12 protein-coding genes are annotated in these 15,026 nt (G+C 47.1%); 4 read left to right on the forward strand and 8 right to left on the reverse strand.

Annotation, left to right across the window (positions count from 1 at the left end; translation table 11 throughout):
- Window positions 1–71: 71 nt before the first annotated feature.
- Together J4N45_RS08755 and J4N45_RS08760 are read right to left on the reverse strand one after the other, a co-directional pair.
- Window positions 72–1,613 carry a bifunctional NUDIX hydrolase/phosphatase PAP2 family protein gene (locus J4N45_RS08755; RefSeq protein WP_252014563.1) on the reverse strand — a complete coding sequence of 514 codons (1,542 nt, stop codon included), beginning with the start codon at window positions 1,611–1,613 and terminating at the stop codon, window positions 72–74.
- 13 nt (window positions 1,614–1,626) lie between these two features.
- Window positions 1,627–2,118: a GNAT family N-acetyltransferase gene (locus J4N45_RS08760; RefSeq protein WP_252014564.1), complete on the reverse strand. Its 492-nt coding sequence runs from the start codon at window positions 2,116–2,118 to the stop codon at window positions 1,627–1,629.
- Window positions 2,119–2,280: 162 nt separating this feature from the next.
- On the opposite strand from J4N45_RS08760, the gene J4N45_RS08765 reads away from it, so the two are divergent.
- On the forward strand, window positions 2,281–2,631 hold the full coding sequence (locus J4N45_RS08765; RefSeq protein ID WP_394154458.1) for a hypothetical protein: 351 nt from the start codon (window positions 2,281–2,283) through the stop codon (window positions 2,629–2,631).
- On the opposite strand, the gene J4N45_RS08770 is transcribed toward J4N45_RS08765, so the two are convergent.
- The 6 genes from J4N45_RS08770 to J4N45_RS08795 all read right to left on the reverse strand — a co-directional run bounded on the left by J4N45_RS08770 (window position 2,628) and on the right by J4N45_RS08795 (window position 11,262).
- A complete protein-coding gene (locus J4N45_RS08770; RefSeq protein WP_252014565.1) occupies window positions 2,628–4,508 on the reverse strand; it encodes a propionyl-CoA synthetase in 1,881 nt (626 codons plus the stop codon). The two genes, J4N45_RS08765 and J4N45_RS08770, sit on opposite strands and share 4 nt — an antisense overlap.
- Before the next feature lie 45 nt (window positions 4,509–4,553).
- Complete coding sequence (gene prpF / locus J4N45_RS08775) at window positions 4,554–5,726, reverse strand: 2-methylaconitate cis-trans isomerase PrpF (protein ID WP_252014679.1); 1,173 nt, start codon at window positions 5,724–5,726, stop codon at window positions 4,554–4,556.
- Between the two features lie 13 nt (window positions 5,727–5,739).
- Window positions 5,740–8,334 carry a Fe/S-dependent 2-methylisocitrate dehydratase AcnD gene (acnD, locus tag J4N45_RS08780; protein ID WP_252014566.1) on the reverse strand — a complete coding sequence of 865 codons (2,595 nt, stop codon included), beginning with the start codon at window positions 8,332–8,334 and terminating at the stop codon, window positions 5,740–5,742.
- 20 nt (window positions 8,335–8,354) lie between these two features.
- A complete protein-coding gene (prpC, locus tag J4N45_RS08785; RefSeq protein ID WP_252014567.1) occupies window positions 8,355–9,485 on the reverse strand; it encodes a bifunctional 2-methylcitrate synthase/citrate synthase in 1,131 nt (376 codons plus the stop codon).
- 131 nt (window positions 9,486–9,616) lie between these two features.
- Window positions 9,617–10,516 carry a methylisocitrate lyase gene (gene prpB / locus J4N45_RS08790; protein WP_252014568.1) on the reverse strand — a complete coding sequence of 300 codons (900 nt, stop codon included), beginning with the start codon at window positions 10,514–10,516 and terminating at the stop codon, window positions 9,617–9,619.
- A 62-nt stretch (window positions 10,517–10,578) separates the two neighbouring features.
- Complete coding sequence (locus J4N45_RS08795; RefSeq protein ID WP_234495926.1) at window positions 10,579–11,262, reverse strand: GntR family transcriptional regulator; 684 nt, start codon at window positions 11,260–11,262, stop codon at window positions 10,579–10,581.
- 293 nt (window positions 11,263–11,555) lie between these two features.
- Here J4N45_RS08795 and J4N45_RS08800 point away from each other — a divergent pair, with 293 nt between their 5' ends.
- From J4N45_RS08800 to J4N45_RS08810, 3 genes are all read left to right on the forward strand, one after another.
- The gene (locus tag J4N45_RS08800; protein WP_042472784.1) at window positions 11,556–12,530 is read left to right on the forward strand and encodes a tripartite tricarboxylate transporter substrate binding protein; all 975 of its coding nucleotides are present in this window, start codon (window positions 11,556–11,558) and stop codon (window positions 12,528–12,530) included.
- 247 nt (window positions 12,531–12,777) lie between these two features.
- Window positions 12,778–13,275, forward strand: a complete 498-nt coding sequence (locus J4N45_RS08805; protein WP_252014569.1) for a tripartite tricarboxylate transporter TctB family protein — start codon at window positions 12,778–12,780, stop codon at window positions 13,273–13,275.
- A gap of 9 nt (window positions 13,276–13,284) precedes the next feature.
- Window positions 13,285–14,811 carry a tripartite tricarboxylate transporter permease gene (locus J4N45_RS08810; protein ID WP_252014570.1) on the forward strand — a complete coding sequence of 509 codons (1,527 nt, stop codon included), beginning with the start codon at window positions 13,285–13,287 and terminating at the stop codon, window positions 14,809–14,811.
- The last annotated feature ends 215 nt before the right edge of the window (window positions 14,812–15,026 follow it).

Genomic DNA, 15,026 nt, shown 5'->3' on the forward strand with positions numbered 1-15,026 from the left:
ATCATAGCAATTATCATAGTGAACTCCGTTATTTGGACGCTGCTATGTTAAGCCTCCACTCGCTCTACTAGTTACCTTTTTACGCCAGGTGCGCTTTCTCTTTTTCTAAACAAAATCATCACGACCGCAGGCACAATGATAAGTACCGGAATAACGAGAACGTGCAAAAGCAGAGATCCGATCCCACTGTGTGATACCGCCGCTTCTAACTGAAAATAGACCAATAACACGCCGAGAATAATAAACAATGACGTTAGTAATTCTCGCAAACACATCTTTGAGCGAGGAGAACAGACACTGCTCGCCAAAGCAAACAACAGCATGCCGAGACACAGAGCTAACCAGCTTAAAAATGAAGGGAAAGGCCAAATAAGCACAAGAGCCACTGCTACCACCGTCAAAATGAACCAAACCCTAGTGCGCGTAAATGTATAGTCTTCGCTCACAGCAAGGCTCAGTGCATGACGAATAAAGTGCCAGCCCACAAGTGAGCCAAGGAATGCGCCAGCCAACATGTCGGATAGAAACGCTCCGCCACTGATAAACTGGTAGAACACCAAAATGAAGCTAATTACGACGAATACAGTAATAAAAGCTGCTCGATAACGCGCTTGAATTTGGCTGATCACGATGGCAGAAATCGACACCCAGTTTGCGATAAGTAGATCTGGGAAGCTATAACCACTTCGTTCGGTATAATTGATTGACGGCAAATACGCATGAGGTACTGGGAACCCAAACCCTTGCTTGGCTACCAGTATGAACAGAGAAGTTGCCGTAACAGCGAACATTAACTGAGCGGTAAAATGGCGTCCCCACAACCAAATAAACAGGGGTAAAAATGCAATCAAGAATAGCGGCTGAACAAGTACATACAGTATTCTTCCGCCAAAGATAACCACATCTCGAACACTGTCGGATGCTTGAGCCATCATATCTTGAGCACTTGCTAACCAGCCTAGTTCTATTTGGTGAATCTGTGGTGCGGCATCAATGAGATTATCTACAAACTGCAGCGGTTGATTGGATGCATGGCTATACATCTCTTGCACGAGTGGCCACTGACTAGGATAACGATATTCGCTAATCGGAACCGCTTTAGGCTGCACAAGAGAGGCACTTCTTACTTCCACGCCAAAATGTGGTGCAAAGTATATGGGAAGTTCGAGGCCGTTAGTGTAGCTACTCGCCTCATAGGCAATAATCGCCGACTCGACATGACATTCGAAAAACACCGCTTTGTCTGTTCTGCCAAGCTCTTGCCCTACATCGACGACAAGTCCGGCTTCTTCCCACGTTTCGCGCTGTGCAGTGAGTCTGGGGTCTTCGTTGTTTTCGATTGTGCCGCCAGGAAGTGACCATTTACCCGTAATAATTTCATGAACCAGTAAGATTCGATTATCGCTGCGCACAACACATAGCGATCCTCGAATTGAAGGATCGAGTGGTTTGAGTGCCGTATCACTCTGATTTTGTACAGAGGCTGCGAGATCTTTCGACGTCACCTCCTGTGAGGTATTTGAATTAACCTTAGGTTGTGATGCAAAACTTAGGTTTGCAGTAAAAAGCGCAAGCAAGCACAAATAAAACCAATGGCTCAAAAACTGAGTCACAAACATTCCTAATTTATATTTTTTTTCTAAGACAGTGAATATGAGGGAAAAATCCCTGCTTCTTATACAGATTCAGCGCTGATTGGTTAAAGTCCCAAACTTCTACCATAATCTGGGTTGCTCCGAGCTGCTGTAACCTTGTTTCGGCTTCTCTTAGCAAGGCAGCTGCGACACCATGTTGACGCCACTTGGGCAAGACATATAACTCATCAACATTCCCCACTAGACTGGGCTTGCTAATTGGAGATGTTAATTCACAAAACTGAGCCGTGACAAAGCCGACAATGATTTGATTATTATCGGAGGTAATCGTCGCTACCAGCACCAAGCACTCCGGGGAATCTAAGTAACGAGCAATACTCTTTTCTTCTTGGACTTCATTGGCAGACTTAAAGTCATTAGGGACTGCTTTATGGTGATGGTCGTGTAATTCGAACATCAGATCATTGAGCGTATAAAGGTCTTTTTCCGTCGCAGATCGAAGAGTAATGCTGTTGGAATCCATAGCCACACGCTCGAGTTAACTTGATTAATATGTCAGTCACAAATGTGCGCATAGTGTGAGGGTTTTGTCAGGGATGTGCAAATAAAAAAACCTAAGGATATCGTCTGAAAAAAACCTTGGGGAAAATATCACTATACTTAAAGAAAATTATAGGGGATTGTTATGAAGTTTCTGCGCTTTATGCCTTTGTCTTTATTGATTTTCGTCGCAACATTCGGAAGTGGTAATGCTCACGCTGAGCTCCCGCTAAAATGCCAACTGAATACTACTGCCGACCAGTTTTGGTTCTACCAAGAGCAATTGGTGTTTAAAAGCAGTCAGTTTGTCATTTTTCAAAACTTCAAAGGCAGAGTCGTTACACAAGTCGATCTTAAGACAGGTAAGTTTAGTCGTACCACTTATATCGGTGAACCATTCATTCCGAAATATCAGATGTTGTTTGGTACCTGCGAAGAACCGAACCATGTGCTCAAAATGTGGCACATGAGTTCGGTTGAGATGGACCAGCGCTAATTGGTATGCAGCGCTTTTTCTATTTCAGATAGACTCGCTGGATCATCGATTGTCGACGGTACGGTGTAGCTTTCACCATCGGCAATCTGTCGGATGACGCGGCGCAATATCTTACCTGAACGTGTTTTCGGTAACCTATCCACCACTAGAGCATGTTTAAAGCAAGCAACGGCACCAATTTCAGAACGAACTTTACCAACCAGTTCATTCTCGAGATCATGGCTATCTACTTTCACACCATCTTTAAGCACCACTAAACCAAGTGGAAGTTGTCCTTTGAGGTCATCATGAACACCCACTACGGCACACTCGGCAATTGCGGGGTGCCCACCGACAATTTCTTCCATTTCACCAGTCGATAGGCGATGCCCTGCCACGTTAATGACGTCGTCGACGCGCCCCATAATAAACAGATAACCTTGTTCATCGAGGTAACCACCGTCACCCGAAACGTAGTAGCCTTCAAATTGGCTTAGATATCCGGATTCAAATCGATCGTGGTTGCGCCACACCGTAGTTAAACAACTCGGTGGCAATGGTCGCTTAAGCGAGACAAAGCCCTGCTGGTTAGGTCCGACTGGCTCCCCTAACTCGTTCAAGATCTCCACTTTAAAGCCTGGGCTCGGTTTCGTTGAAGAACCTGCTTTAATTGGCATTGACTCGATACCTACCGGGTTAGAAGAAATGGCCCAACCCGTTTCTGTTTGCCACCAGTGGTCAATAACCGGTTTTTGGGTGTGATGCTGAACCCATTCAAGCGTTGGAGGGTCGAGCCTTTCACCCGCCATAAAGATACTTTCTAGAGAGCTTAGGTCGTACTTATCTAGCTCGGTACCCTCAGGGTCCTCTTTCTTGATGGCTCGAAATGCGGTTGGTGCAGAGAAAAGTACCTTTACCTTGTATTCTTCACACACTCGCCAGAAAGCGCCGGGATCGGGCGTTCGAACCGGCTTACCTTCAAACAGAATTGAAGTACAACCGTGAATCAAGGGGGCGTAAACAATGTATGAGTGCCCTACTACCCAACCGACATCCGACGCTGCCCAAAACACACCATCAGTCGGCATATTGTAAATAGCACTCATGGAGTACTTCATAGCAACAGCGTGGCCACCGTTATCACGCACCACGCCTTTCGGCTTGCCTGTGGTGCCAGAAGTGTAGAGAATGTAGAGTGGATCGGTTGCCAACACGGCTACACAATCGTGTGGAAGTGCCTTTTGATATTTGTCTCCCCAATCTAGGTCGCGCTCCTGATTTAGCTCAGCAACACATTGAGGTCTTTGCAAGACAAACACTTTTTCTGGCTTCCATCGACTGTCCATAATGGCTTGGTCGACAAGAGGCTTGTAGGGCAGCACCTTATTAATTTCGATACCACAAGACGCCGTCATGATGACCTTCGGCTCCGCATCTTCGATTCGCACCGCGAGTTCGTTCGGAGCAAAGCCTCCAAACACAACAGAGTGGATAGCCCCCAGGCGTGCACATGCCAGCATCGCCATCGCCGCTTCTGGAATCATAGGCATGTATATAATAACTCGGTCACCTTTCACGACACCTTGAGCAGCAAGCATACCCGCTATTTTGGCGACCTTATCGCGCATTTCTTGGTAGCTATAGCTCTGTTTCGTCCCTGTTACCGGTGAATCATAAATGAGTGCAGTGTTATCACCTCGCCCCTGCTCACAGTGATAGTCAAGTGCTAGCCAAGACGTATTCATAACGCCATCGGGATACCAACGCTCGATTCCGTTATCATCTTTCGCTAAGATCGTTTTCGGCGCTTCAAACCAATCAATTTTGCTTGCTTGGTGCTCCCAAAATGACTCAGGTTGCTGCTCTGCCCATTGATACTCTTTTTGGTATGCAGACATAATGCGTCCTCCAGTATGTCTCTAAATTAGTAAACGTCTTTTCACTCAAAACGTATCTGACGGTACACGAACCCAACCTTCCATAAGGATCCTTGCACTTCTGCTCATGATTGCTCTGTCCACTGACCAACTGTCATTAGACTTCGATGCCACCGCTCCTACTTTAAGTGTCCCAGAGGGATGCCCAAACGTGACACCATCACGTACACCGCCACCAGCGGCGATATTAACCACCGTACCCTCGACAGAGGCAGCACAGGCAATGGCAACCGCCGCGGTACCCATCATGGCATGGTGTAATTTACCCATCGACATGGCTCTTACTAATAGGTCGACGTCGTCTACTTGGATAGGTTTATTACTTGAGGATGTGTAATTTTTCGGCTTAGACACAAAAGCAATTTTGGGGGTGTGCTGCCTTGTTGCCGCCTCCTCCAGTGAATCGATTAGCCCCATTTTCAACGCTCCGTGAGCACGGATGGTTTCAAACTTTTTAAGCCAATCATCCGAACCATTGATATCTTCTTGTAGCTCTGTGCCTTTAAGACCCAACTCAGATGCATCAATAAAAATGGTTGGGATACCTGCACTTATCATGGTGGCATTAAACGTCCCAATATCTGGCACATCTAGATCGTCGATTAAATTACCCGTCGGGAACATGGAACCTTCACTGCTGCTAGGATCGACAAACTCTACGGCAATTTCTGCTGCAGGAAATGTGACACCATCTAACAAGAAATCACCAAGCTCTTGCACCTCACCATCAACCATAGGGACTTTCGCGACTATGGTCTTCTCGATGTTCGCCTGCCAGATTCTCACTTCGGCTAACCCGTTTTCCGGGAGCTTGTCTTTACTAATAAGGCCGCTTTGTATCGCAAAAGGACCTACTGCGGCGGATAGATTGCCGCAGTTACCGCTCCAATCAACAAAGGCTTTGTCTATTGCAACCTGCCCAAACAGATAATCAATATCGTGCCCCTCTTTATTGCTTTTTGAGACGATCACAGTTTTGCTAGTACTCGAGGTCGCGCCGCCCATGCCATCAATCTGTTTTGCATAAGGATCCGGACTACCAACGACGCGCATGAGTAACTGGTCTCTCGCCGCTCCTGATACTTGCGCCTCTTCAGGTAAGTCCGATAGATTGAAGAAGACCCCTTTGCTGGTGCCACCTCGCATGTAAGTCGCAGGAACTCTGATTTGTTTCGTCATCATTAAGTCCCTCCTATTTCGCGAGAAAGTCTTGCGCGAAACGCTGCAGTACGCCGCCAGATGAATACACCGCTACTTCATCTGCTGTATCAAGGCGACAAGTGACGGCGATGTCTAACTTTTCACCGTTAGATCTTGTAACGACCAGCGCTAAATCACAGCCAGGAGCGATATCACCAACCACATCGTAGGTTTCAGTTCCGTCTAAACCTAGGGTATTGCGATCCGTACCATCTTTAAATTGCAGAGGGAGCACACCCATGCCGACTAGATTGGTGCGATGGATACGTTCAAAGCCTTCGGCGACTATCGCTTCTACGCCAGCCAGCCGTACACCTTTGGCAGCCCAATCTCTTGAGGAGCCCTGACCGTAGTCTGCGCCCGCAACAATGATGAGTGGTTGCTTGCGAGTCATATAGGTTTCTATCGCTTCCCACATCCGCGTCACTTTACCCTCAGGTTCAACACGAGCTAAAGAGCCTTGGACGGTCTCACCATTCTCACGGACCATTTCATTAAACAGTTTCGGGTTAGCGAACGTTGCTCGCTGTGCAGTCAAGTGGTCCCCTCGGTGAGTAGCATAAGAGTTATAGTCTTCTTCAGGCACCCCCATACTCGTGAGATATTCACCCGCTGCACTGGACGCTAAGATAGCGTTAGATGGCGACAAATGGTCAGTGGTAATGTTATCTCCAAGGATGGCCAGCGGTCTCATGCCACTTAACGTTCTAGGCTTGGCAAGTGCCCCTTCCCAGTATGGTGGGCGGCGAATATAGGTGCTCTTTTCACGCCAGTCGTATAGTGGGTTTGAGTTGGTTTGCTCATCATTAACCTTAAACATCTGTAAGTAGACTTGCTTAAACTGCTCAGGCTTAACGTGAGTATTCACAACAGCGTCAATCTCTTCATCGCTTGGCCAAATATCGTTGAGGTATATCGGCTTACCCGAAGAATCGAAACCGAGCGCATCGCGTTCGATGTCAAAGCGTATGGTGCCCGCAATGGCATAGGCCACAACCAAAGGTGGCGACGCTAAAAACGCTTGTTTTGCGTAAGGGTGAATGCGTCCATCAAAGTTACGGTTGCCAGAGAGGACGGCCGTCGTATATAGGTCGTTATCTATGATTTCTTGCTGAATTTTCGGGTCCAATGCACCGCTCATGCCATTACATGTTGTGCAGGCATAAGCGACTATCCCAAAGCCTAGTTTCTCTAACTCAGGCAACAAACCAGACTCTTGTAAGTAAAGTTTTGCCACCTTAGAGCCCGGAGCAAAGGACGATTTAACCCAAGGTTTGCGTAACAAGCCGAGCTGATTTGCCTTCTTCGCAATCAATCCAGCAGCGACGACGTTGCGAGGATTACTGGTATTCGTGCAAGACGTAATGGCTGCGATAATTACCGCGCCGTCTGGCATCTTATCGTCTTGTAGCTGCCACTCTCCCGCTATACCTTGTTGATTGAGCTGAGCAGTTGGCAATCGTCTATGAGGATTAGACGGACCAGCTAACGTGCGCTCTACCTTAGACAAATCAAACTCAAGGACTCGCTCATACTCAGCGTTTTCTAACTCATCCGCCCACAACCCTGTTTGCTTTGCGTATTGCTCGACAAGTTTAACTTGTTCGTCATCTCTACCCGTTAACTTCAGATAGTTAATAGTTTGCTCGTCGATGTAGAACATACCCGCTGACGCGCCATACTCAGGCGTCATGTTAGAAATCGTTGCTCGGTCGCCAATCGTGAGCTGCTTAGTGCCTTCTCCAAAGAACTCTAAGTAACTGGAGACGACTTTCTGGGATCTCAAAAACTCTGTCAGGGCCAAAACGATATCGGTCGCCGTGATACCCGGTTGACGTTCGCCGGTGAGTTTTACCCCGACAATATCAGGCAAGCGCATCATTGAAGGTCTGCCCAACATCACGGTTTCAGCCTCTAGCCCGCCAACCCCAATTGCGATAACGCCAAGCGCGTCTACGTGAGGCGTATGGCTGTCGGTGCCGACACACGTATCTGGGTATGCCACCCCATTTTTAACCTGAACCACTGGAGAGAGCTTTTCTAAATTAATCTGGTGCATAATGCCATTACCCGCAGGAACGACACTCACGTTTTCAAACGCGGTTTTACACCACTCAATAAAGTGGAATCGATCTTTGTTTCGGCGCTCTTCAACCGCTCGGTTTTTCTCAAACGCATCGGGGTCATAACCCGCGTGCTCGACCGCTAGCGAATGGTCTACGATTAGCTGTGTTTCAACCACTGGGTTGACGGCAGCTGGATCGCCTCCTTGACTTGCAATGGCATCGCGCAGGCCAGCTAAATCGACCAGTGCGGTTTGTCCTAAAATATCGTGACAAACGACTCGCGCAGGATACCAAGGAAAATCCTTGTCTCTTTTCCTATATATGAGCTGAGACAAGCATGCCTCAAGCCCAGACGGTTCACAGCGATGAACTAAGTTTTCAGCAAGGACTTTCGCCGTGTAAGGCAGGCGTTCGTAGGCGCCTGCTTCTATATCATTAACGGCAGCCTGGGTATCAAAGTAATCGAGTTGCGTACCAGGTAGCGGTTTTCGATATTGGTAATTTATAGTGTTTTTCGACATGCTCACATCCTCACACCGTGCTAGTCACGCGCCTCGATTGGTGTCCACTCTCTTGCGTCTGGACCATCATAGTCTGCACTCGGACGAATGATTCGATTGTTCGCACGCTGCTCGTAAACATGCGCAGCCCAACCTGTGAGTCGACTCATCACGAAAATCGGCGTAAATAACTTAGTTGGAATATCCATGAAGTGATATGCAGAAGCGTGGAAGAAATCCGCGTTACAAAACAGTCCTTTCTCACGTTTCATCACAGCTTCTACGCGCACAGAAACGTCATACAGATAGGTATCGCCGACTTCTTGGGATAGTTCTTTTGACCAACGCTTAATCAAAGCATTTCTAGGATCGCTTTCGCGGTAGATAGCGTGTCCGAATCCCATGATTTTGTCTTTGTTGGCAAGCATCTGCATGATGTTCGCTTCTGCTTCATCCGCGCTTCGCCAATCTTGAATCATATCCATAGCCGCTTCGTTTGCTCCTCCATGCAAAGGACCACGCAAAGTGCCAATAGCGGCTGTGATACAAGAGTGAATGTCAGACAAGGTTGATGCACAAACGCGCGCCGCGAATGTAGAGGCATTAAACTCATGTTCTGCATACAAGATCAGTGAGCAGTGCATCACCTTCTTGTGCGTTTCTGAAGGCGCTTTGTCTGTCAGCATTTTTAGGAAATAACCGCCGATACAATCTTCACTTTGGTCAGCGGTATCAATACGCACACCGTCATGACTAAAACGGTACCAATAACAGATAATGGCAGGAAACAGCGCCAACATGCGCTCAGTTGCCTTCTCTTGGTCTGAGAAATCAAGCTCCTGCTCGAGATTGCCCAACACGGAACAACCTGTTCGCATGACATCCATCGGATGCGCGTCAGCAGGAATCAACTCCAGTGCTTGTTTAAGCGGCTCAGGTAAGCCACGCAATCCGACTAGAATCGTCTTGTAATCGTCCAGTTCTTTTTGGTTGGGGAGATGTCCGCGCAGTAGCAAGTGCGCAACCTCTTCAAACTGCGCGTTGTTGGCAAGATCAGTAATATCGTAACCACGATAGGTTAACCCCGTTCCAGATTTACCCACAGTACACAGTGATGTCGTACCTGCACTTTGACCTCGTAGACCTGCTCCACCGATGGCTGAATTAGGCATGTTGAACTCCTTTTCCCGCGTTTGCCCTTTTTGGGTCTTTTAATGCGGTGTTTCGTTATTGGATTAAAAAGTAGGTTTAAATTATTTTTCTTGGACTTCCGACTTGTTGCTCATTTTTTGAAATCAGCTAATTAGGACTTGTTATCAGCAAAGAGCTGATCCAATTTATCCTCGTAGCTGTGATAGTTGAGATGTTCATAAAGCTCGGCTCGCGTCTGCATTTGTGGCGTCAATGCTTCTTGATTTCCCTCAGATAAAAGGTGTTGATACACATTTTCTGCTGCTTTATTCATTGCTCTAAACGCTGACAATGGATAGAGCACCATATCAACACCAACACTTGCTAATTCTTCACAGCCAAATAGCGGCGTCTGACCAAACTCAGTGATGTTGGCGAGAATAGGAACGTCTTTTCCCGTCGTTTGTGACAATGCCGATTTGAACTGCTTGTAATGATCGAGCGAGGTCATAGCTTCTGGGAAAATCATGTCTGCCCCCGCTTCAACGCAGGCAATGGCACGCTCAATCGCTTTATCCATTCCTTCGACGGCAAGCGCATCAGTACGCGCCATGATCACAAAACTCTGATCGGTTTTCGCATCGACCGCCGCTTTTACACGGTCGACCATTTCCTGCTGTGACACGATGGCTTTATTTGGTCGATGACCACATCGTTTCTGAGCGACCTGGTCTTCAATATGGACAGCGGCCGCCCCTGCTTTCTCCATCGCTTTGATCGTGCGTGCAATATTAAAAGCACCACCAAATCCGGTGTCGATATCAACGAGTAATGGTAGATCGCAAGCGTTAGTAATTCGCTCTACATCTACTAGTACATCGTTGAGAGTTGTAATACCTAAATCTGGCAAACCGTAGGAAGCATTGGCGATACCACCCCCAGAGAGATAAATGGCTTGATGTCCGACGTTTTTAGCCATCATGGCGCAGTACGGATTGACTGTACCTACGACTTGTAAAGGGCTTCCATTAGTGACGGCGTCACGAAATAATTGACCTGGTGAAGCTGACATGCTTGTCTCCTTGTCCTTTTTGTTGTCGGCATTCATTTCACGTATGTCGACATTCACGTTATCTAGTTAAGGTTTTGTTCTATCAAGGCTTTGCTGCGTGAGATATGTCTTCTCATTAATAACTCAGCCAACTCTTGGTCACGGTTTTTTATCGCATCCAAGATGAATAAGTGCTCTTTTAAAGCAGCCTCTGGTCTCGATTGAGTCCTCGGTGATTGATAGCGATACATTCGAAGCAAGTGATAGAGTTCATTGCACAACAAATGAACCAACTGGCTATTTTGACTGGCTTTAATAATTCGATAATGAAAGTCAAAATCGCCGTGTTGATGAAAATAAGAAGCGCCTGACACTTCATCAATATGTTCAGAGTGTCTGCCAAGAAGCTTTTCTAGCTCGGCGACTTCTTCGTCACTGATATGTGTCGCTGCTAATCTTGCCGCCATTCCCTCAAGGGCCTCGCGCACAGAGTAAAGCTCGACCAACTTTTGCTGCGATAGGGTGATCACTCGAGCTCCGACATGTGGGATTCGCTCTATTAGCCCGAGACCTTCCAGTCTCATGATTGCCTCGCGCAAAGGGCCGCGACTTACCTCAAATCGCTTTGCAAGCTCAGGCTCAGAGATTTTGCTGCCTGACTCAATGCGTCCCTCTACGATCTCTTCAATCAATCGTTCTGTTAAATTTTCTGACTTCGTCCCCTCTTTTAACGGGAGTTCATCATTCATTGCTAGTTCAACGCTCATTTCGACACTTACCTACGCCGCCAACAACATTGTTGACAATAATTACTAACTGATGACTATTTAAGCAGCCAAAAGTTCACAATTCAACTACATTGTCGACAATATAGACTAATGTCTAACGTTAACGTCAACCTGTGAACTTTATGAACAATATTCAGCTAATGCGCATTATCCTCAATATCTGCACTTTATTGAGGTGGCGTTAACATTTGCGTAACCTTTGACTAACCCATAGAGGTCACGCCAGCTCCCTCATACTGGTAGACAGCAAAGTCAACATAAGGAACGTGAACATGTTTAAGGCACTAAAACCTACCCTTGCAGCGTCAATCGTTGCAGCTACCCTTTCATTTGGCAGCTATGCCGCTGATCTTGAGAAGATTCACTTTTTGATTCCGGGTGGTGCTGGTGGTGGTTGGGATATGACTGCACGCGGTACTGGTGACGTTTTGGTGAAAGCAGATATTGTCGACAATGTCTCCTTCCAAAATCTATCTGGTGGCGGCGGCGGTAAAGCTATTGCTCACCTTATTGAAACGGCCGAGCGTCAAGAAGACACGCTAATGGTCAACTCTACTCCTATCGTCGTTCGCTCTCTGACTGGTGTATTTCCACAGTCGTTCCGAGATCTAACTCCAGTAGCCGCTACTATTGCGGACTATGGTGCGATCGTTGCGCCTGCTGATTCCCCGTATAACACATGGGAAGATGTGGTTGCAGATTTCAAAGAGAACCCACGTAAAGTGAAGATTGCTGGTGGCTCAGCACGAGGTAGTATGGACCACCTTGTCGTTGCAGCAGCCTTTAAAGGCGAAGGGTTTGACGCTAAAAAAGTTCGCTATATTGCCTATGATGCGGGCGGCAAAGCGATGGCTGCTTTGCTATCTGGTGAGACGCAACTACTGTCGACAGGTCTGGGTGAAGTTTTAGAGATGTCAAAATCTGGACAAGTTAAAGTTCTTGCGGTTACCGCTCCTAAACGTTTAGAAGCAGCTCCAGATATTCCAACGCTAACGGAATACGGCAATGAAACCGTATTTGCCAACTGGCGTGGTTTCTTCGCAGCGCCTAACGCTAGCGAAGAGAAAGTGAAAGAGTGGACTGCCGCACTGTCGAAAATGTACACCACTGATGAATGGGCTGTTGTTCGTGACCGCAATGGCTGGATCGACAACTACAAGCCTGATCAAGATTTCTATAAGTTCCTCGAAGACCAAGAGAAACAGATGGGTGCATTGATGACTGAGCTTGGCTTCTTAAACAAGTAAACCGCTTAAATACTTAAGCTTAGTGGAGGAGCATCGCTCCTCCTATTACCAATTTTGCCGTATATAAGAGGCAGTTTTGAATCCTTCAGTTCACGATTGTCCACACTTGCAGTACTGCCCCCTTAATCTCCTGGGGATAGGTTTATCTGGGTAGACCCACTTTGTCCTGAGTTTGTTTATCCGCTTGGTCGCCACTCAACGACCCCTTATATACGGTCTTTTCTCTATTCACTATTTGGAGTGAGTTATGTCTGATTTCACCTCAAAGCTGTTCACGAAAGAGAACTTGCTGTCTCGTGATCGTGTAGGTGCGATGATATTTTTGATTCTGTGCTTGTGCTATGGATACCAAACATCGTTAATTCCCATGTTCCCTGGGGATGAGTACGAACCCTTTACTGCTCGAACCCTACCAACCATATTGACCTTTGTTGGTATCGGCCTGTCTGTTTTGTTATTGATTACTGGTCAGCCTGATCAGCAAAGTGCGGTCGAAGCCTCTTTTAACTGGAAACTACTCATTGGTTTCTTGGTTCTAATGGCGGGTTATGGATTAGGTCTCACCTACCTTGGCTTTGTATTGGCAACCAGCTTTTTCCTATTGGCGGGATTCTATTTATTGGGTGAGCGCAGAAAACCCATCTTGTTTGGCGCATCGTTCCCATTTGTCATCGGTTTTTATCTATTACTCACTCAAGGTCTGGATATCTATCTAGAACCTGGGCTCATCTTCACGATTTGGTAGGACACCATTATGTTAGACGGAATTTTACAAGGTCTCTCGACGGCGGTCATGCCGATGAACATCATGATGGTCATCGTTGGTTGCTTTGTGGGTACATTTATCGGCATGCTTCCAGGGCTTGGTCCTATTTCAGCTATTGCTCTCATGATCCCTATTACCTACGGGCTAGATCCTTCATCAGGCCTTATCTTGATGGCAGGTGTGTATTACGGTGCCGTTTTTGGAGGCTCGACCTCATCAATTCTAATTAATGCGCCGGGCTGTTCTTCAACAGTTGTGACCGCTTTTGATGGCTACCCTATGGCTCAGAAAGGTCAAGCGGGTAAAGCCCTAGCCCTCGCTGCTTACTCTTCGTTTACCGGTGGTACGTTATCAGCGATCATGTTGTTGTTTGCTGCTCCAGCACTGGCAAAAGTATCGCTGAGCTTCCAGTCTTCAGACTATTTTGCACTGATGCTTCTTGGTTTATCTGCGGTCGCCGCTTTTGCAGGTAAAGGTCAGGTATTGAAAGCTTGGATGATGGTGGTACTTGGGCTCATGCTCTCAACCGTTGGTATTGATAAAGGGGTTGGCGTTGAGCGATTCACCTTTGGTCTCACTGACTTAATGGACGGATTTAGCTTCCTACTATTAGCGATGGCTACCTTCGCTCTGGGTGAAACCTTAATGGGCATACTCAAGCAGCAACAAGATACTCGCCAAGATGAACAGAAAAAGCTAAGTGACATCGGCAGCATGAAAGTAACCAAAGAAGAAGTCAAAGAAGTGGCGCCTGTTTCTATTCGCTCTTCTATTCTTGGTTTCTTCACTGGCGTACTCCCTGGAGCGGGTGCGACGATTGCCGCTTTCCTCTCTTATGGTATGGAGCGCAACCTCGCACCAAAAGATAAGCGTGAAGAGTTTGGTAAGGGTAGCATTCGAGGTCTTGTTGCCCCTGAATCGGCAAATAATGCCGCATCAAGTGGATCATTCGTACCACTGCTAACACTCGGTATTCCGGGTTCCGGTACTACTGCAATCATGCTGGGTGCGTTGATCGCCTACGGCATCCAGCCTGGTCCACGTCTGTTTGTCGAACACCCTGATGTCTTTTGGTCGGTCATCATTTCGATGTACTTTGGTAACATTGTCCTAGTGATTTTGAATCTACCGCTGATTCCTTATATCTCTAAACTGTTGGCGGTTCCGAGAACTGTTCTGCTACCAATGATTTTGTTCTTCTCGATCACGGGTGTTTACCTAGTTTCATTCAACACTATGGATGTGTTTATCATGTTGTTGATTGCAATGGGCGCGATAGCATTACGACTCGCAAACTTCCCACTTGCCCCGCTTCTGCTCGGCTTTATCCTTGGTGGCTTGATGGAAGAGAACCTTCGACGTGCGCTTATGATTAGTGATGGTGAGCTTAGCTTCTTATGGGAACGTCCTATAACAATGACGTTTACGGTACTCGCGGTATTGGTGCTTGTGGGTCCTGCGCTATTGTCTGTGGTTAAGAAGTGGTTCAATCAGCCAAAGAAGGTTGAGTCATAGAGAAGTGGTTACTCTTTGCTCCTCCCCTAATTAAGGGGAGACTAGGTGGAGAGGAAACACGAAGGCTAAATCGAGCTGCAGGCGCAAATTGCAAGTCCGCTTTACCCCCTCTAGCTCCCCCTTATCAAGGGGGAGAACAATAGGCTAGCTCCTATCGTCGCATCGCCTTTTTAGTTAGCTACGCGACAGCGAGCATTAGCTCCTCCCCTTGCTAA

This window comes from Vibrio sp. SCSIO 43140 (genome assembly GCF_023716585.1).
Taxonomy (GTDB): domain Bacteria; phylum Pseudomonadota; class Gammaproteobacteria; order Enterobacterales; family Vibrionaceae; genus Vibrio; species Vibrio maritimus_B.